14 protein-coding genes are annotated in these 17,198 nt (G+C 73.4%); 9 read left to right on the top strand and 5 right to left on the bottom strand.

Features of this window, described 5'->3' with window-relative positions; all coding sequences use genetic code 11:
• The first annotated feature begins 22 nt into the window (after positions 1–22).
• Both ACIQI7_RS04905 and ACIQI7_RS04900 read left to right on the top strand, forming a co-directional pair.
• Positions 23–1,285, top strand: coding sequence for a cytochrome P450 (locus ACIQI7_RS04905; protein WP_401105188.1), 1,263 nt, complete (start codon positions 23–25; stop codon positions 1,283–1,285).
• 46 nt (positions 1,286–1,331) lie between these two features.
• The gene (locus ACIQI7_RS04900; protein ID WP_401105186.1) at positions 1,332–2,273 is read left to right on the top strand and encodes an ATP-binding cassette domain-containing protein; all 942 of its coding nucleotides are present in this window, start codon (positions 1,332–1,334) and stop codon (positions 2,271–2,273) included.
• Between the two features lie 10 nt (positions 2,274–2,283).
• Here ACIQI7_RS04900 and ACIQI7_RS04895 read toward each other — a convergent pair whose 3' ends face one another.
• Complete coding sequence (locus tag ACIQI7_RS04895) at positions 2,284–2,478, bottom strand: hypothetical protein (RefSeq protein WP_401105184.1); 195 nt, start codon at positions 2,476–2,478, stop codon at positions 2,284–2,286.
• Positions 2,479–2,718: 240 nt separating this feature from the next.
• Here ACIQI7_RS04895 and ACIQI7_RS04890 point away from each other — a divergent pair, with 240 nt between their 5' ends.
• The 3 genes from ACIQI7_RS04890 (at position 2,719) to ACIQI7_RS04880 (ending at position 4,750) form a co-directional block, all read left to right on the top strand.
• Positions 2,719–3,078 carry a hypothetical protein gene (locus ACIQI7_RS04890; RefSeq protein ID WP_401105182.1) on the top strand — a complete coding sequence of 120 codons (360 nt, stop codon included), beginning with the start codon at positions 2,719–2,721 and terminating at the stop codon, positions 3,076–3,078.
• A 154-nt stretch (positions 3,079–3,232) separates the two neighbouring features.
• On the top strand, positions 3,233–4,093 hold the full coding sequence (locus tag ACIQI7_RS04885; protein WP_401105180.1) for an alpha/beta fold hydrolase: 861 nt from the start codon (positions 3,233–3,235) through the stop codon (positions 4,091–4,093).
• Between the two features lie 228 nt (positions 4,094–4,321).
• A complete protein-coding gene (locus ACIQI7_RS04880; protein WP_401105178.1) occupies positions 4,322–4,750 on the top strand; it encodes a hypothetical protein in 429 nt (142 codons plus the stop codon).
• Positions 4,751–4,944: 194 nt separating this feature from the next.
• Here ACIQI7_RS04880 and ACIQI7_RS04875 read toward each other — a convergent pair whose 3' ends face one another.
• The 3 genes from ACIQI7_RS04875 to ACIQI7_RS04865 all read right to left on the bottom strand — a co-directional run bounded on the left by ACIQI7_RS04875 (position 4,945) and on the right by ACIQI7_RS04865 (position 8,070).
• A complete protein-coding gene (locus ACIQI7_RS04875; RefSeq protein WP_401105177.1) occupies positions 4,945–6,558 on the bottom strand; it encodes a tannase/feruloyl esterase family alpha/beta hydrolase in 1,614 nt (537 codons plus the stop codon).
• Between the two features lie 173 nt (positions 6,559–6,731).
• Positions 6,732–7,400 carry a cytochrome b/b6 domain-containing protein gene (locus tag ACIQI7_RS04870; RefSeq protein WP_401105175.1) on the bottom strand — a complete coding sequence of 223 codons (669 nt, stop codon included), beginning with the start codon at positions 7,398–7,400 and terminating at the stop codon, positions 6,732–6,734.
• Entirely contained in the window at positions 7,348–8,070 is a 723-nt protein-coding gene (locus ACIQI7_RS04865; RefSeq protein ID WP_401105173.1) for a molybdopterin-dependent oxidoreductase, read from the bottom strand. Before ACIQI7_RS04865 ends, ACIQI7_RS04870 begins: the two co-directional genes overlap by 53 nt.
• Positions 8,071–8,592: 522 nt before the next feature.
• Between ACIQI7_RS04865 and abc-f the strand changes: the two genes are divergently transcribed.
• The 3 genes from abc-f (at position 8,593) to ACIQI7_RS04850 (ending at position 12,665) form a co-directional block, all read left to right on the top strand.
• Positions 8,593–10,227 (top strand): ribosomal protection-like ABC-F family protein, encoded by a 1,635-nt coding sequence (abc-f, locus tag ACIQI7_RS04860; protein ID WP_401105171.1) that lies wholly within the window; start codon positions 8,593–8,595, stop codon positions 10,225–10,227.
• A 78-nt stretch (positions 10,228–10,305) separates the two neighbouring features.
• Positions 10,306–12,081, top strand: a complete 1,776-nt coding sequence (locus tag ACIQI7_RS04855) for an ABC-F family ATP-binding cassette domain-containing protein (RefSeq protein WP_401105169.1) — start codon at positions 10,306–10,308, stop codon at positions 12,079–12,081.
• Positions 12,082–12,101: 20 nt separating this feature from the next.
• Positions 12,102–12,665 (top strand): CGNR zinc finger domain-containing protein, encoded by a 564-nt coding sequence (locus ACIQI7_RS04850; RefSeq protein ID WP_401105167.1) that lies wholly within the window; start codon positions 12,102–12,104, stop codon positions 12,663–12,665.
• A gap of 595 nt (positions 12,666–13,260) precedes the next feature.
• On the opposite strand, the gene ACIQI7_RS04845 is transcribed toward ACIQI7_RS04850, so the two are convergent.
• Positions 13,261–13,689 (bottom strand): Ohr family peroxiredoxin, encoded by a 429-nt coding sequence (locus ACIQI7_RS04845; protein WP_401105166.1) that lies wholly within the window; start codon positions 13,687–13,689, stop codon positions 13,261–13,263.
• Positions 13,690–14,029: 340 nt separating this feature from the next.
• Here ACIQI7_RS04845 and ACIQI7_RS04840 point away from each other — a divergent pair, with 340 nt between their 5' ends.
• Entirely contained in the window at positions 14,030–17,191 is a 3,162-nt protein-coding gene (locus ACIQI7_RS04840) for a tetratricopeptide repeat protein (protein WP_401105164.1), read from the top strand.
• Positions 17,192–17,198: the final 7 nt, after the last annotated feature.

The raw sequence follows: 17,198 nt of genomic DNA, 5'->3' as shown, positions 1-17,198 counted from the left end.
CCCGTCACAGAAACGGCCGACCATGCCCCTGGAGAACCTGGACCACCCGACGGTCGCCGGCCCCGCCGGCCCCGCGGACGTCTCCGGCCTCGACCTCGACGCCATCGACCTCACCGACCCCCACACCTACCTCGACCTCGACGTCCGGGCGATGTGGGCCCGCTTCCGGGCCGAACGGCCGGTGCACCCGCACCCGGCCACCGACCAGGGCCCGCCGTTCTGGGCCGTCTCCCGCCACGCCGACGTGCTCGCCGTCTACCGCGACAACAAGCGGTTCACCTCCGAACACGGGAACGTGCTCACCACCCTGCTGCAGGGCGAGGACTCCGCCTCCCGCAGGATGCTCGCCGTCACCGACGGTCCGCGGCACCGGGAGATCCGCAACCTGATGCTCAAGTCCTTCTCCCCGCGGGTGCTCGCCCCGGTGGTGGCCGGCGTGCACGAGCGGACCGCCGCGCTGCTGGACGAGGGCCTCGACCGCGGCTCCTTCGACTTCGTCACCGACCTCGCCGACCACATCCCGATCAACACCATCGGCGACTTGATGGACGTCCCGGTCGAGGACCGCGAGCGGCTGGTCCACTGGAACACCCAGACCCTCTCCCGCACCAGCGCCGAGCACACCGCGACCGAGGAGTGGCTGGCCCGCAACGAGATCCTGCTCTACTTCTCCGAGCTCGCCGCGAAACGGCGCAGGCACCCCGGGGACGACGTGATCAGCGCCCTGGCGACCGGCACCGTCGACGGCGAGCCGCTGAGCCAGGAGGAGGTCGTCTTCAACTGCTACAGCCTGATCCTCGGCGGCGACGAGTCCAGCCGGATGTCCTCCATCGGCGCCCTCATCGCCCTGTCCGGGCACCCCGACCAGTGGCGGGCCCTGAAGGACGGCACGGTCGGCCTGGAGACCGCCGTGGAGGAGGTCATGCGCTGGACCACCCCGGCCATGCACTTCGGCCGGCGCGCCCTGACCGACGTGGAGCTCGGCGGCCGGACGATCCGGGCCGGCGATGTCGTCACCCTGTGGAACAGCGCGGCCAACTTCGACGAGACGGTCTTCGCCGACCCGGACCGCTTCGACCTGGCCCGCACCCCGAACAAGCACGTCGCCTTCGGCTACGGCCCGCACTTCTGCCTGGGCGCCTTCCTCGGCCGGACCCACGTCGAGGCGATGCTCGCCGCCCTGCGCGACCGGGTCGGCCGGATCGACCTGCTCGGCGAGCCGGTCCGGCTCTACTCCAACTTCGTCCACGGCTACACCAGCCTCCCGGTCCGCCTCACCGCCTGACCGCACCCACGCCCTTCCCCTCCACGCCACCGACCGGGAGCCCCCCATGGACATGGCCATCCGCGCCGAGGGCCTGCACAAGCGCCACCGGGACGTCGTGGCGGTCGCCGACATCCACCTGGACGTCCGGACCGGCACCGTCCTCGGCCTGCTCGGCCCGAACGGCGCCGGCAAGACGACCACCGTGCAGATCCTCACCACCCTGGTCACCCCGGACGGCGGCCACGCCGAGGTGGCCGGCTACGACGTCGTCCGCCAACCGCAGGAGGTCCGGCGCCGGATCGGCCTGGCCGGCCAGTACACCGCCGTGGACGAGGTCCTCACCGGCCGCGAGAACCTCGTCCTGCTCGGCACCCTGCTCCACCTCGGCCGCCGCGAGGCCCGCCGCCGCGCCGACGAACTCCTGGAGCGCTTCCGCCTGTCGGAAGCCGCCGACCGCCCCGCCCGCGCCTACTCCGGCGGGATGCGCCGCCGCCTCGACCTCGCCAGCTGCCTGATCACCGCACCCCCGGTGCTCTTCCTCGACGAGCCCACCACCGGCCTCGACCCGGTGAGCCGGATGGAACTCTGGGGCCGGGTCCGCGAACTCGTCGACGCCGGCACCACCGTGCTCCTCACCACCCAGTACCTGGAGGAGGCCGACTACCTGGCCGACCAGATCGTGGTCGTCGACTCCGGCCGCGTCATCGCCGACGGCACCCCCGACGAACTGAAGCGCAAGGTCGGCAGCGAGTGGCTGGAGCTGACCGTCCGCTCCCCCGCCGACCTCGCCCCCGCCCTCGCCGCCCTGCGTCCCGCCCTCACCACCGAACCCACCGTCGACCCCCAGAAGGGCCGCCTCTCCATCCCCCTCGACGACGGCCTCAACGACATCGCCACCGTCGCCGCCGTCCTCCGCCGCACCGACATCCCCGTCGCCGACTTCACCATGCGCCGCCCCACCCTCGACGACGTCTTCGCCCACCTCACCGGCCACCCCACGCCCTGACCGCTCGGGGCTACAGGCCCAGGTCGACGGCCAGGCAGGAGTAGAAGTTCCAGGCACGCTCGGGGTCGTAGGCGGTGTTCGCCGCGCCGCCGGGGCCGGTGGCCGACTGTTCGGTCATGTCCTCGAAGCGGATGCGCTCGGGGAGGGCGCCGTAGCGGGCGTGGCGTGACTCGGCGGCGGGGTCGCCCGCGGGCTGGTTGCTCATGGCCACTCTCCTGATCGGCGGTCACGGATGACGGTTTCAGGGTGCGACCCGGATTGCCACCTGTCAAGCCGGTGACGAACAAGATGGAAGTGCGCCTGACGGCGTACACGTGTTTGGCCGGATCCACACTCCCGGGCGCTTTGTTGAAGATGCAAGGATCTGCCTCCCGGCCAGGGCCCGGGCGACGGGTCGCGGGCCGGATTTTCCGGCAGTTCCGCCACACGAAAGCAGGTGGGTCACATGTTCACACCCCAGGCAAGGCTCCGCGGCGCGGTCGTGGCCACGGCCATGGCCGCCGCCCTGGTCGCACTCGGCACCGGGGCGGCCGGCGCCGCCGGCTGGCCGCCGCTGGAGCCGGGCGCGCGGCTCTATTCCGCGGCCGACGGGCAGGGGGCGGCGACCACCGTCGACCTCGCCGACCTGGGCACGTGCCACGCGTTGGCGGCGCCCGTCCGCTCGGTGCAGGTCGCCGACGGGGCGGCGTCGGTGGTGCTGTACCCCGATGCCGGGTGCGGCGACGCCCGGGCGTGGGCCACCGGGTCGCTGGCGCAGTCCAACCTGCCGCTGGCAGCCCTGAGCTACCGGGTGGTCCCGGCGTAGCGACGTCCCATGCGGCGCCCCCGGGGGCACCGCATCCATTGATCGTCACCTCCTTGACAGGTGATGGATGGCAGCGGCATTCTCATCACCCGTCAGGGCGGTGACGGCATCGGCGATGCCGCCCGCCCATGCCGGAATCCAGGAGGGATCTGTCGTGGTGAGCATCAAGGGTGGACGCGGGCGGCTGGCGGCGAGCGTGGTCTCGGCGCTCACGGCGGGCCTGGCGCTCAGCGCCTTCGCCCTCGCCGGCACCGCCGACGGCGCGACCGCGGCCGAGGCCGAGGCCTTCGCGAACGGCCGGACCAGGCCGACCGTCGTCCTGGAGCACGGCGCCTTCGCCGACGGCTCCAGCTGGAACGGCGTCATCGCCGCGCTGCGCGCCGACGGCTACCCGGTGGTCGCCGCCGCGAACCCGCTGCGCGGCCCCGCCTCCGACGCCGCCGCGCTGCGCACCGTCCTGGACCACGTCAAGGGCCCCAAGATCCTGGCCGGCCACTCCTACGGCGGCAACGTCATCAGCCAGGCCGCCACCGACGACCCCGAGGTCAAGGCCCTCGTCTACGTGGCCGCCTTCCTGCCGGCCCCGGGCGAGAGCGCCCTCGAACTGACGAACAAGTACCCGGGCTCGACACTGCCCGACGCCCTGGACCCGGTCGGCTACCAGCAGGCCGACGGCAGCACCGCCACCGACCTGTACATCCGACAGGACGCGTTCCGCCACCAGTTCGCCGCGGACGTCCCCGCCGGCCAGGCCGCCCAGATGGCCGCCGGGCAGCGCCCCATCGCACAGGCCGCCCTGACGGAGAAGGCGACCTCCGCCGCCTGGCTGACCAAGCCCAGCTGGGCCGTCGTCACCACCCGCGACCTCAACATCCCGGCCGCGGCGCAGCGCTTCATGGCCGAGCGCGCCCACGCCGAGACCACCGAGGTCGCCGCCTCCCACTCGGTCGCCGTCTCGCACCCCCGGCTCGTCGCGGACGTCATCGAGCGGGCCGCCCGCGCCACCGCCCGCTGACGGACCGCCCCCGCACGCCCCTCTCGCCCGGTGCCGCCATGTCGGCGGCACCGGGCGCCGGCATGCCCGGGCCGTGCGGTACGGCGCCCTCCGGCGCCGCCCCGCACGGGGGTCGCGCACCGAGCCGGCGGACACCCGCCATTCGTCACCACCTTGACTGGTGACGTAGCTTCATGAAAATCTACCGTCACCGATCAGAACAGTTACTTCTCGATGAGGACACCCACCATGGCAGTCGTACGGTTCCAGCTCTTCTCCACGCTCGCCACGGAGGACGTCCTGGCGGTGCTGACCGACTTCACCCCCGCCCGCGCCGAGACCTGGCCGACGATCGACGCCGAGCACTTCGAGGTCCACGCGCTCGGCGACACCTGGGCCGAGGTCACCGAGGGAACCGCCGCCGCCTGGGAGCGCGCCCACTACGAGTGGAAGCCGGGCGGCGACACCGTCACCGTCACAACCCTCGACTCCAAGCTCTTCGGCCCCGGCGGCGGCTGGGTGTTCCGGATGACCCCGGAGGGCGACGGCACCCTGGTCGACGTCCAGCTGACCCGGCAGCCGACCACCCTCAAGGGCCGGATGCTCGCCGCGCTGCTCCCGGTCGCCGCTCCCCCGGCCCTGCGCAAGTCCTTCGCGGGGCCGCTGCGGACCGGGTGAGACCCGCCAGGGCGAAGGGGCCGACAGCACCGGCTGTCGGCCCCTTCGCCGTGCCCGGGCAACGCCCTCCGCAGGGCCGCGTGCCGGCGCGCGACGAAGGGGCCGGCGCGAAGGGGTCGACGCTAAGGGGCCGACGCGAAAGGCCCGGCCCGCGCCGTCGGGCGCGGGCCGGGCCGGGTCGGCACCGGAGGGGATCAGTGCCGGGAGGGGAGGACGCAGCGGAAGCTCGCGGCGGCGGCCGGGTCGCCGTGGCCCCGGTAGCGGGACACCTCGGGGTAGCGGCAGACGTCACGCTCGACGCTGCGCCCGGCGGCGTCGATCAGCGTGGCGGGCAGCGTCCGCGGCGCCTTGCCCTGCTCGACCCAGGCCGTCAGGGCGGCGAGGTCGTCGATCGTGCCGGCGCCCTTGTTGAGCCCGCAGTGGGCCGCACCCGGGACGAGGAAGAGGCGGTAGAAGTCGTCGACCCGCTTGGTGCCGCCCATCTTCCGCTCGACCTGCCGCCGGTAGTCGACGGTGCCCTGGGTGGGGATGAACTGGTCGGCCTGGCCGTGCCAGGTCAGCAGCTTGCCCCCGGAGTCGCGGAAGGCGGACAGGTCGGGGTCGTCGGTGCCGATGATCCGGTCGTACTCGGCCTGGGACTGCTCGAACAGACGGGTGAACTGGTCGTAGGTGATCGTCGAGACGTCGAACGACGGCTGCTTCTTCAGCCAGGTCGTCACCCAGAGCCGGGGCACCGGGAACGGCGCGCCCTTCAGCTGGCCGTTCGCGTCCCGCTCGGTGCCGGCCAGCCCCGCCAGGTCGGCGCCGACCGGGACGCCGGACCACAGCTTCCGGCCCGACGCGGTGCGCGGGCCGTCCCAGATCCTGCGCACCACGGCGGCGTCCGCGGCCGTGATGGTCAGCTCCTTCCCGTCGCAGACCACCGTGGTGCCGATCAGCCGACGCGGGTCGAAGTCGCACCGCGACGCGTCGTTGACCAGGTTGTCCCTGGCGCCGTCGAGCGGGTCGCAGGCCGCGACGGCGGCGTCGGTGAAGGCCTTGAACTCGCAGGCGGACGGGTAGGTCCGCTCGTTGTTCATGACCACCTGCGGCCACAGGGTGGCGACCTCGAACTCGTCCCAGTTGACGGCGGGCGCGTCGGCCAGGATGCCGTCGAAGTCGTCGGGGTGGCGCTGGGCCTCCAGGTAGCCCTGGCGGCCGCCGGTGGAGCACCCGTTGAAGTACGCGTAGGCGGCCGGTCGGCCGAAGTGCGCCGCGACCACCTGCTTGCCGACGAGCGCCGCCTCGTGCTGGGAGCGGGACGCGAGGTTCTCCAGCAGCGCGGTGTCGACCTCGCCCTTCGCGTTCAGTGCCCAGCCGACGTCGACGGCGTCGGCGAGCCCTCCGTCGGTGGTGGTCGCGGCGTACCCGTTCCTGACCGCCGTGCCCATCCCGACGCCGTTGTCCCCGGCCGCGAAGGCGCTCCCGCCGAGCGCCTGGAAGCGGCCGTTCCAGCCGCTGACGGGCAGCCAGGTCCGCACCTTCGCGTGGTCGTCGTCACCGGGGTGGGCGAGGGTGACCACCACCTCGCAGAACGCGGGGACACCGGTGACGGTGCCGCCCACCACCCCGGTCCCGTCGATCGTGCCGCCCGCCCGGCGGTCCGCCGTCACCGACTCCACCACCGTGCCGGCAGGGGCCCGCACGGCCGGCGCGGAACAGCCGGACGCCACGGGCACGGAGCCGTACGGGGTCTCCGCCGTCGCCGCCGGCAGGTTCACCGCGGCCAGCGCGGCACCGGTCGCGAGCACGGTCAGGAATCTCTTCATGGGTGTCCCGTCCAAGAAAACGTGGGTGTGCGCCCGGCCGCGCGGACACGTGTGTCCGGCGGCCGGGCAGGGCGGTCGAAAGCGGTGCGGCGAAGAAGGTGCCGCGAAGAAGGTGCCGCGAAAGAGTCGCGGCAAGGAGAAGGAAGAGGAAGGTGAGACCCGGCCGTACGGGCTCAGGCGTCCGGCCGGTCCCCGGGCAGCCACCGGGAGTGGTGCCGCGCCGCCCAGGAGCGGCTGACGTACCCGGTGCGCATCCCGCGCCGGGCCTCCGGGTCCTGGAGCGCCTTGCGCAGGTGGCCGAGGACCACGAACGCGATCGCCCAGGCCAGGACGTCGTGAACGAAGATCGCGCTGGTGCGGGAGACGAACGGCAGCAGGTGGGTGAACCACATCAGCAGGCCCGTCGACGCCATCACCAGTACCGCGCCGGCGATCCAGCCCGCGTAGAGCTTCTGCCCGGCGTTGAACTTGCCCGCGGGCCGCGCCTCGGGCCCGACCCGGCGCCGGCGCACGGCCCGCAGCCACTCCCGGTCGTACGGCGCGAAGCGGTTGAGCCGGCGCAGGTCCGCCCGGAACTCGGCGGAGAACAGCCCGAGCAGGAGCGGCAGCGGCAGCAGCACGCCCGACCACTCGTGGACGGTGGCCACCAGGTGGCGCCGCCCGACGAGTTGGGCCAGCGGCCCCAGGTAGAGGCAGGCCGCGGAGGCCAGGCAGAGCAGCATCAGGACGCCGGTGGCCCGGTGGACCAGGCGTTCCGCGGTGCTGAACCGCCTTACCCGGCCCGGGTGTTCAGGCCGCTTCGCCGCGCCGGTCGGCGCCGTCGAGCCAACCGTCGATGTCATAGCCGCGCTCCTCCCAGTAGCCGGGGACGACCCTGTCGGTGACCTCGATGCCGGACAGCCACTTGGCCGACTTGTAGAAGTACATGGGCGCCACGTAGAGGCGGACCGGCCCGCCGTGCGCGTGGGTGATGGGCTGGTCCTGCATGTTCAGTGCCACCAGGACGTCCGAGCGGCGCGCCTGTTCCAGCGTGAGGCTCTCGGTGTACTCGCCGTCGAAGCAGGTGAAGCGGACGGCCGCGCCCGGGGAGCGCACTCCGGCGGCGTCGAGGAGGTCCGCCAGCCGCACCCCCTCGAAGGGCGTGCGGTCCACCCGCCAGCCGTCCGTGCACAGCACGTCGTGGACCACCCGGGTCTGCGGCAGCGCGCGCAGTTCCGGCAGCGTGTACGTCTTCTGACGCTCCACCAGGCCGCTGACGCGCAGCTCGTAGTCCGTCTCGTCCTTGTGCGGCACCGAGCCGACGACGCTGTAGTACCGGAAGCCGCCGGGGTTGGGCAGCAGGCCGGTCAGGCCGGTCGCGTCGCGCTCGGAGGCGGCGGCCAGGAACCCCTCCCAGCCGCGCTGGAGGTACGGCGCCGCGGCGATCCCCGCGACGCCCGCGCCGAGCATGCCGAGTACCGCGCGCCGCCCCACGGGTGCGCCCTCGGCCCTCCGCTTCGGTTGTCCCGCCATGGTCAGTCTGCTCCTTCGGGGTGGCGACGGTCCCGGCGGGCGGCCGCTCTCCGGGGCGACGGCCGCCGGGCCCGGTCGCGGGCGGGTCCACACGTGTGACCTCGGTCGAGCACCTCGACTTCGTCACCGGTTCAACAGGTGACGATGCTGGCACGGTCGCGCTCGGCCTGTCAACGGGAGCGCCGGCGGGCCGGCGACGGCGGGCCGCGGAGCAGGCGCCCGGACGAAAGGGGCAGCGGTGAGGGGCAGTTGCCGGCCGACGCCCGCCGCGGCGCACACCTGTCCGACCGGTCGACCACCCCCGACCCCTGCTACAGTGGATGTGACCTGTAGTCGTGTGATCGAGGAGTGGCAGACGTGGCGGGTGACGACGACATCTCCGGGTGAGATCCGGATCTGACGGCCACCGGCCGGTGCTTCAGGAGCGCCGCCGAGGTGGTCCGTTTCGTCGACCCTTTTTCCCATACGTCTGCCCAGGGCAGAGGTCCGTCTCCCTGCCCTCATTCCCTTCGAGGTCATCCCATGTCCGACGCCGCCGTCGTCTGCTCGAACGTCTCCTTCGCCTGGCCCGACGACACCCCGGTCTTCCACGACCTGTCCTTCACCGTGCCCGCCGGCCGGACCGGCCTGGTCGCCCCCAACGGCGCCGGCAAGAGCACCCTGCTCAAGCTGATCGCCGGCGAACTCAAGCCCGCCACCGGCTCGGTGACCGTCACCGGACGGCTCGGCCACCTCCGCCAGAGCCTGCCGCTGACCTCCGACCTCACCGTCGCCGAGGTGCTCGACGTCGCCGGGATCATCCGGGCCATCGACGCCGTGGAGTCCGGCGACGTCGACGAACGGCACTTCACCACCATCGGCGACGACTGGGACATCGAGGAGCGCACCCGCGCCCAGCTCGACCGCCTCGGCCTGACCGACCTCACCCTGGACCGCGGCCTGAGCACGCTCAGCGGCGGCCAGATCGTCTCCCTCGGCCTCGCCGCCCAACTGCTCAAGCGCCCCGACGTCCTGCTGCTCGACGAGCCCACCAACAACCTCGACGCGGAAGCCCGGCACAAGCTCTACGACGTGCTCGCGGACTTCAACGGCTGCCTGCTGCTGGTCAGCCACGACCGCGCGCTGCTCGACCGGATGCAGCACATCGCCGAACTCGGCAACGGTGAACTACGCTTCTACGGCGGCAACTTCACCGCCTACGAGGAGGCCGTGCGGGCCGAGCAGGAGGTCGCGGAGAAGAACGTCCGCAACGCCGAGCAGGAGCTCAAGCGCGAGAAGCGCGAGATGCAGCAGGCCCGCGAACGCGCCGAGCGCCGCCAGAGCAACGCCGCCCGCAACCTCAAGAGCGCCGGCCTGCCCCGCATCTTCGCCGGGAACATGAAGCGCGGCGCCCAGGAGTCCGCCGGCCGGGCCGGCCAGATGCACGCGGCCCGGGTCACCGAGGCCAAGGCCCGGCTGGACGAGGCCGGCCGCGCCCTGCGCGAGGAGCAGCGCCTGTCTTTGGAGCTGCCCGACACCCAGGTCCCCGCCGGGCGCAACCTCTTCCTCGGCGAGGGCCTGCAGGTCCGCCACGCCGGCCGGCCGGTGTTCGCCGACGGCGGCGTCGACCTGAGCGTGCGCGGCCCCGAGCGCATCGCGCTGACCGGGCCCAACGGCGCGGGCAAGAGCACCCTGCTGCGCCTGGTCACCGGCGAACTCGCCCCGGACGCCGGGGAGATCAAGCGCAACGACGGTCGGATCGCCTACCTCTCGCAGCGGCTGGACCTGCTGGACCTCGACCGCACCGTGGCGGAGAACTTCGCCGCCTTCGCCCCCGAGCGGCCCGAGACCGAGCGGATGAACCTGCTCGCCCGCTTCCTCTTCCGCGGCGCCCGGGCCCACCTGCCGGTCGGGGTGCTCTCCGGTGGCGAGCGGCTGCGCGCCACGCTGGCCTGCGTGCTGTGCGCGGAGCCGGCCCCGCACCTACTGCTCCTGGACGAGCCGACCAACAACCTCGACCTGGTCAGCGCCGGCCAGCTGGAGAGCGCCCTGAACTCCTACCAGGGCGCCTTCCTGGTGGTCAGTCACGACGAGCGCTTCCTCGCGGAGATCGGGGTGAACCGCTGGCTCCGGCTGGCCGACGGCACGCTGAAGGAGACCGGGGCTCCCGCGGTGTGACCCTCCGACGTGTGACCCGGGCCGCGGACGCGGCCCGGGTCCCGGCAGGCCCACCCCCCTCACCTCGGAAGGCTCCCCGTGCTCCAGCACGCCCTGCTCGCCCACGACCTCGTCCGCGACCTCGGCGGCCGACGCGTCCTCGACGGCGTCGGCCTGACCGCCGCCCCCGGCCACCGGATCGGCCTGATCGGGGAGAACGGCGCCGGCAAGTCCACCCTGCTGCGGGTGCTCGCCGGCGTGGACGAACCCGACGCGGGAAGCGTCTCGCGCCCCGCGGACCTCGGTTTCCTGCACCAGGAGATGCCGTTCGAGGCCGGTGCCACCGTCGCCGCCGTCCTGGACGACGCGCTGCGCGAGGCCCGCGAGGACCTCGCGGAACTGGACCGGCTCGGCGCGGAGATCGCCCGGCTCCCGGAGTCCGACCCCGGCCACCCGGTACTCCTGGACGTCTACGGCCGGCGGCTGGAACGGGCCCGGGACCGGGAGTCCTGGGACGCCGACCGCCGGGCCGCCCTGGTCCTCGACGGGCTGGGCCTCGGCGCGCTCGGCCACGACCGCGCGCTCGGCTCGCTGTCCGGCGGGCAGCGCGGCCGGCTGGCCCTCGCCGCGCTGCTCGTCCGGCGGCCGTCCGCGCTGCTGCTGGACGAGCCGACCAACCACCTCGACGACGGCGCCGCCGCCTTCCTGGAGGAACAGCTGCGCGCGCTGCCCGGCACCGTGGTGGTGGCCGCCCACGACCGGGCGTTCCTCGACGCCGTCTGCACCCATCTGGTCGACCTCGACCCGGCGGTGGACGGACCGGTCCGCTACGGCGGCAACTACAGCGCCTACATGGGCGAGCGGCGCGCGGAACGGGAGCGCTGGGAGCGGCGGTACGCCGAGGAGCAGCAGGAGTTGGCGCGGCTGCGGCACGCCGCCGGGGTGACCGCGCACCTGGTCGCGCCGGACCGGGGGCCGCGCGACAACGAGAAGATGGGCTACGGCCACCGGGCGGGCCGGGTGCAGAACCAGGTCTCCCGCCGGGTGCGCAACGCCGCCCGGCGGCTGGAGGAACTGGAGCGCACGCAGGTCCCGGAGCCGCCGCGCCCGCTGCGGTTCGCCGTCGAGGCGCTGGCGACGGACGTCGACGCACTGGCTGCGGCCACCGACGCGCTGGCGGCGGCCACCGACGCGCTGGCGGCGGACGCCGACGCCCTACCGACGGACGTCGCCGCGATACCGGCGGACGCCGGGGCGTCGGCCGCGGACCCCGGGGAGAACCCGCGCCCCCTGGTGTCGCTCCGGAACGTCCGGGTGCCCGGCCGCCGCGCGCTGGACGCCCTGGACCTGGCGGCCACCGACCGGCTGCTGGTCACGGGCGGCAACGGGACGGGCAAGTCGACGCTGCTCGCCGTACTCGCCGGGCTCCTCCCCGCCGAGGGCACGGTGCACCGGCGCCCCGGGCTGACGGTCGGACTGCTCACCCAGGACACCGTGTTCGACAGGCCCGACCGCACCGTCCGCGACACCTACGCGCTGGCGCTGGGCGCGGCGCGCGCCGAGCGGGTGCCGCTCGGGTCGCTCGGCCTGCTGCACCCGGCGGACCTGGACAAGCCCGTCGGCCGGCTGTCCGTCGGGCAGCGCCGACGGCTCGCGCTGGCGCTGCTGGTGGCCGACCCGCCCCGACTGCTGCTGCTCGACGAGCCCACCAACCACCTCTCCCCGCGTCTCTGCGACGAACTGGAGGAGGCCCTCGGCTCCGGTCCCGGCACGGTCGTCCTCGCGAGCCACGACCGCTGGCTGCGCCGCCGCTGGCAGGGCCGCGAGCTGCGGCTGGAGCCGACCGGGGCCACGCGTCATTGCTCCCTCGGGTAGTCACCTGTCAGCATGGTGATGTGAACCTCGACCATGTCTTCGTCTGCGGGCACCCGGCCCTGGACTTCGCGGCCACGCTCCGCGCACGGCGCACCGTGCGGTTCGAGATGTTCGTGACGCCGGAGCGCCTGAACGCCTGGTACCTGGACGGCGGGCTCGTGGACACGATCACACCCGGCGACGAGCACGACCTCCGCGAGGCGAGGACCGTCCGCGAGGCCGTCTACCGGCTCGTCACCGACCGCCGACTCGGCGAGGCCTTCGACCGGGAGGCCCTCGCCGTGCTGAACGCGGCCGCGTGCAAGCCACCGGTGACGCCGCAGCTCACCACGACGGGGCGGCGCATCGAGGCGACCCCCGGGCGGGCGCTGGCGACCGTCGCCCGCCGGGCGGTCGAACTCCTCGGCGGCCCGGACGTCCCGCTGATGAAGGAGTGCGGAAACCCGGAGTGCACCCGGGTCTACATCGACCGCTCCCGGGGCCTGCGCCGCCAGTGGTGCGGCATGGAGTCCTGCGGCAACAGGATCAAGGCCGCCGCCTACCGCGCGCGCAGGAGGACCCCGGCCGCCCCGGCCGCTCGATAGCGGCCCGACAGCGGCCCGGCAGCGGCCCGGCAGCGGCCGGTACGCCGAAGGCCGGTACGCCGAAGGCCGGTGCGAAGGGGACCTCGCACCGGCCTCTGCTCGGTGGCCTGCTCGTGGAACTCCCGGGCCGGGCACGACGCCCCGTGCCCGGCCGGGGACCCTGCGGAGCGAACTCCTGGCCGCGCACCCGAACACGAACCCGATGCCCAGGCCGTACGGGCCCTGGAGTCGCTCGTCGCCAAGGGGCGCGTCGGCGCCGGAAGCAGCAGCACTCCGTCCTGTGCACCCCGGTGCGCCCCGGCCGGGGCAGCGCCGGCTGACCGGTCCGCCCTCAGGCGAAGAACGAGGCCGCCGGACCGTACCCCAGCCGCAGGACGTTCTCCGCCCAGCCCCACAGCTGCGCGCCGTCCGGCCAGGGCCGCTCCACCGCGCCGGTGGAGCACCGGTCAGGGGCGCGACGGCGACACCTGGCCGCCCGCGGACACCTGTGCGCCGAGGTTGCCATGTCGTGCCTCGCTCTCGAATCGGGGGGGTGGGGGCGGGTCCCGTGCCGGACGGGGGAGCAGGCACGGGACCCGCCGTCTGAGGGGGTGGATCAGGCGGCGACGCCGGCGTGGATGACGACCGGGACGTTGTCGCGCGTGGCCTTGGAGTACGGGCAGATCCGGTGCGCGGCGCGGGCCAGCTCCTCGGCGGTGGCCTGGTCCACGCCGCCGAGCACGGGGCTCAGGACCGCGGAGAGCGAGAACTCGCCGTCGTCGCCGTGGGTCAGCGTGATCTCCGCGGTGATGGAGGTGCTGGTCAGCCGGACCCCGCGGTCGCCGGCCGCCCGGCGGAGCGCCCCGAGGAAGCAGGCGGCCCACCCGGCCGCGAGCAGCTGCTCCGGGTTGGTCGCGGTGCCGGCGCCACCGAGCTCCTTCGGAACGGCGAGACCGGTCTCCAGCAGACCGTCGGAGGAACGGACCCGGCCGCCGTTGCGGCCCTCCCCGTCGACGTCGACGACGGCGGTGTAGCTGACTGCCATGACTGGTGCTCCCCATCTGGATCGGATCGGTGTCCGGCCGCTCCCGGCGATGCGCACAGATCCTCTGCGCCATCACCTGTTCGGCCGGTGACGCAATGATGGCAACCCATTCCGTCACCAGTCAAGCAGGTGACGCATTCTCATCGAGGGGCCAGCACAGGGCAGGCGGAAGGACAAAGAACATGCCAAAGGTGAACCGGCCGGAGGCTCGGACGTGCTATGGCCCACGGGCCGCGCACGTGCCATGCTCTCCAGGGCGACGGACGGGACAGACCGGCGGGGGTACACCGTGGAGTTCCATGTTCTCGGGACAGTCGAACTCTCCGTCGATGGAAGGCCGGTGACCCTCCGGACCAACAAACTGCGCTGCCTGGCGGCGGCACTCGCACTCGACGTCGGCCGGCCCGTACCGGTGGACACCCTGATCTCCCGGCTCTGGGGAACCGAGCCTCCCGCCAAGGCCCGGGCAGCCGCGCACTCGTACATCTCCCGGCTGCGCACCGCGCTCCGGCTGGCCCAGCACGCGGACGACGACGCGCCGCCCGCGGTGATCAACCGCAGCGCGCACGCCTACACCCTGGCCACCGATCCGCAGCGGGTCGACTGGGCACGGTACGTCCGGCTCGGCCGACGCGCGCGGTCGCTCGCCGACGCGGGCCACGACCGCCAGGCACTCGAAGTCCTCCGGCAGGCGGACGACACCTGGCGGGGCGAGCCCCTCGCCGGCCTCCCCGGCCAGTGGGCGCAGGCCGCCAGGAGCACCATGCGCGACCAGTGGCTCGCCACCACGCTGATCCGCTTCGAAGTCGAGCTCAGACTCGGGCACTTCGCCGACCTGGTGCCCGAACTCTCCGCGCTGGCGGAACAGCGCCCGACCGACGAACGGGTGGCGGGCCACCTGGTCACCGCGCTGTACGGCTGCGACCGTTTCGCCGACGCGCTGGAGGTGCTCCGGCGGACCCGGCGGTTACTGCGCGAGTACCTCGGCACCGAACCCGGGGACCAGCTCAGGCTCCTTCAGCAGCGCGTCCTCCGCCGTGCCCCGATCGGCGGGATCCTGACCCGTCCGGCGGGTGCCGCCCCCACCGCTCCCCCCGCCGCCGCTCCGCCCCCTCCCCCACCCGCCACGGCCGACCGCGGCTCCGCGCGCAGCAACTACCTCCCCGTGCTGCACCGGATGGTGGGCCGCGACGCGGAACTCCGGCGCCTCCTGTCAGCGTCCGCGGGAAGCCCACCGGACGGCGCGGGCGGCTACCTCGGAGCGGTCTCCGGCATGGCCGGCACCGGGAAGACCAGCCTGGTCGTCACCGCGGCGCACCTCCTCCAGGACCGTTACCCGGACGGCCAGTACTACGTCGACCTCCGCGCGAACGCCGGCGCCCGGCAACCGCTGGAGACCGAGGCGGTGGCCACGCTGCTGCTCAGGCAGTTCGGGATCCCGGCCGCCTCGATCCCGACCGACCGGGACGAGCTGGCGGCCCGGTGCCGCGCCCTGCTCGCCGAACGCCGGGCCGTGGTCGTCCTCGACGACGCCCTGGGGCCCGGACAGGTCCGCCCCCTGCTCCCGAGCGATCCCGCCTCCTGCATCCTCGTCGCCAGCCGCCACCGGCTCGCCGAACTCCCGTGCGGTCCGCTCTACCTCGAACCCATGTCGCCCGAGGACGCGGTCGCGCTCTTCACCGTGCTGGTCGGCAAGGAACGGGCCGACGATCCCGTGGAGATCGAGGCGCTCGTCGAGCGGTGCGACCGGCTGCCGCTCGCCGTCGACCTGGCCGCGAGCCGGTTCAAGGCCCACCCGACCTGGTCCCTGGGCCACTTCGTCCGACGGCTGTCCCGCAGGAGCGGTCGGCTGGACGAACTCCGCCACGGGCTGGAGAGCGTGGCCCTGGCCTTCGACGTCTCCTACCGGTCGCTTCCACGGCCGCAGCAGGAGGCGTTCCGCCTGCTCGGCCTGCACCCCGCTCCCGACTTCGGCCCCGACACCGCCGCGGCCCTGGTCGGCCGGCCGCTGCGGGAGACCGATCGGATCCTGGAGAGCCTGCACGACCTGCACATGCTCCAGGAGAACTCGCCGGAGCGGTACATGCTGCACGACCTCCTGCGAGAGTTCGCCGTCGATCTCGTCACGGCCGAGGAACGGCGGCAGGCGGTCCGAAGACTCGTCGACTTCGCCCTGCGGGCGGCCGATCGAGCCGACCGCAGCCTCAATCCCCGACGCTTCCGACTGGCCGTTCCCGAACTGCCGCGACACGCCCCCGTGGACGAGCTGATGGACGCGCTCGACTGGCCCGACGACAGGGCGATCAGGGGGTGGCTGGGCGCGGAACTCCCCGGGCTGGTCGCCGTGGAGAACCACGCCCGGACCAACGGCCTGGCCGAGGAGGCCGCGTGGCTCGCCCACGCCCTCGCCGACCACCTGGAGTCCGAGGGGCTGTGGCGCGAGGCCGACGAGATGCACCGGGCCGCGGCCGACCACTGGCACGGCCGCGGCGAGGACCTGGCCGAGAGCCACGCCCTCCTGGCCCTGGCCTCGGTCCGGATCCGCACCGCCCGGTACGCCCTCGCCGAGCGGGCCACGGAACGTGTCCTCGCCATCGCCCGGACAGCGGGCGACGCCGGGTGCACCGCGGAGGCGCTGGAGCGGCTCGCGAAGATCCGGTGGAGTCAGAGCGATCTGACGACCGCGTTGTCGATCCAGCGCGAGGTCGTGGAGATCCACCGGAAATCGGGGGACGAATGGAACAGGATTCGCTGCCTGAACAACCTCGGCGCGGTTCTCGTCTATGTCGGCGACCATCAGGCAGCACTGGAGTCGTTCACCGAAGCCCTACCCCTGGCCGAATCCCTGGGTGATGCGCGCCTCCGACTCCTGATTCTCGGAAATATCGGCGGCATACACCTCAGCACCCGGAATCCGATTGCCGCACGCGAAGCGTTCGAGCAGATCCTGACCATCGGGGAAAACATCCTGTCACCGAATGATCTGGCGACCGTCCGCATGAACCTCGCGGAGTCCTTGCCGCTCCCCGCCGACGCCGACCGCGCCACGGAGCTCATCCGGTCCGCGTTCCGCACCTTCCGCCAGACCGGAAACCGGCAGCTGGAGACCAGTGCCGGCAACGGACTGGGAAACGTGCACCTGGAAACCGGGCGGTACGAGGAAGCCCTGGACCAGTACGCGCGCGCCCTCGAACTGGCCCGGTCGATCGGTGCCCAGCGCGAGGCCGCCGGTGCGCTGCGCGGACTGGGCCGGGCCGAGCACGCCCTCGGTCGGACGTCCGACGCGCTCGGCCACCTCCAGCAGGCCGTGGAACTCTCCCGGCAGATCGAGGCGACGGAGGAGGAGGCCCACGCCTGCGAGGCGCTGGCCGAAGCGCAGCTCAGGGCCGGACACTTGGAGGCGGCCCGGGCGACAGTTCAGCGCGCTGTCGAGCTCTCGGAGTCGGCAAACCTGTCAGAATCGAAAGCAATGCGCAACCTTCGCAAAGATCTTGATCAATAGTCGAAGA

Origin of the sequence: Kitasatospora sp. NPDC092039, from assembly GCF_044756065.1 — a bacterium.
Lineage (GTDB): Bacteria > Actinomycetota > Actinomycetes > Streptomycetales > Streptomycetaceae > Kitasatospora.
Note: the sequence above shows the minus strand (reverse complement) of the source record. Positions and strands in the feature narration are given on the sequence as shown.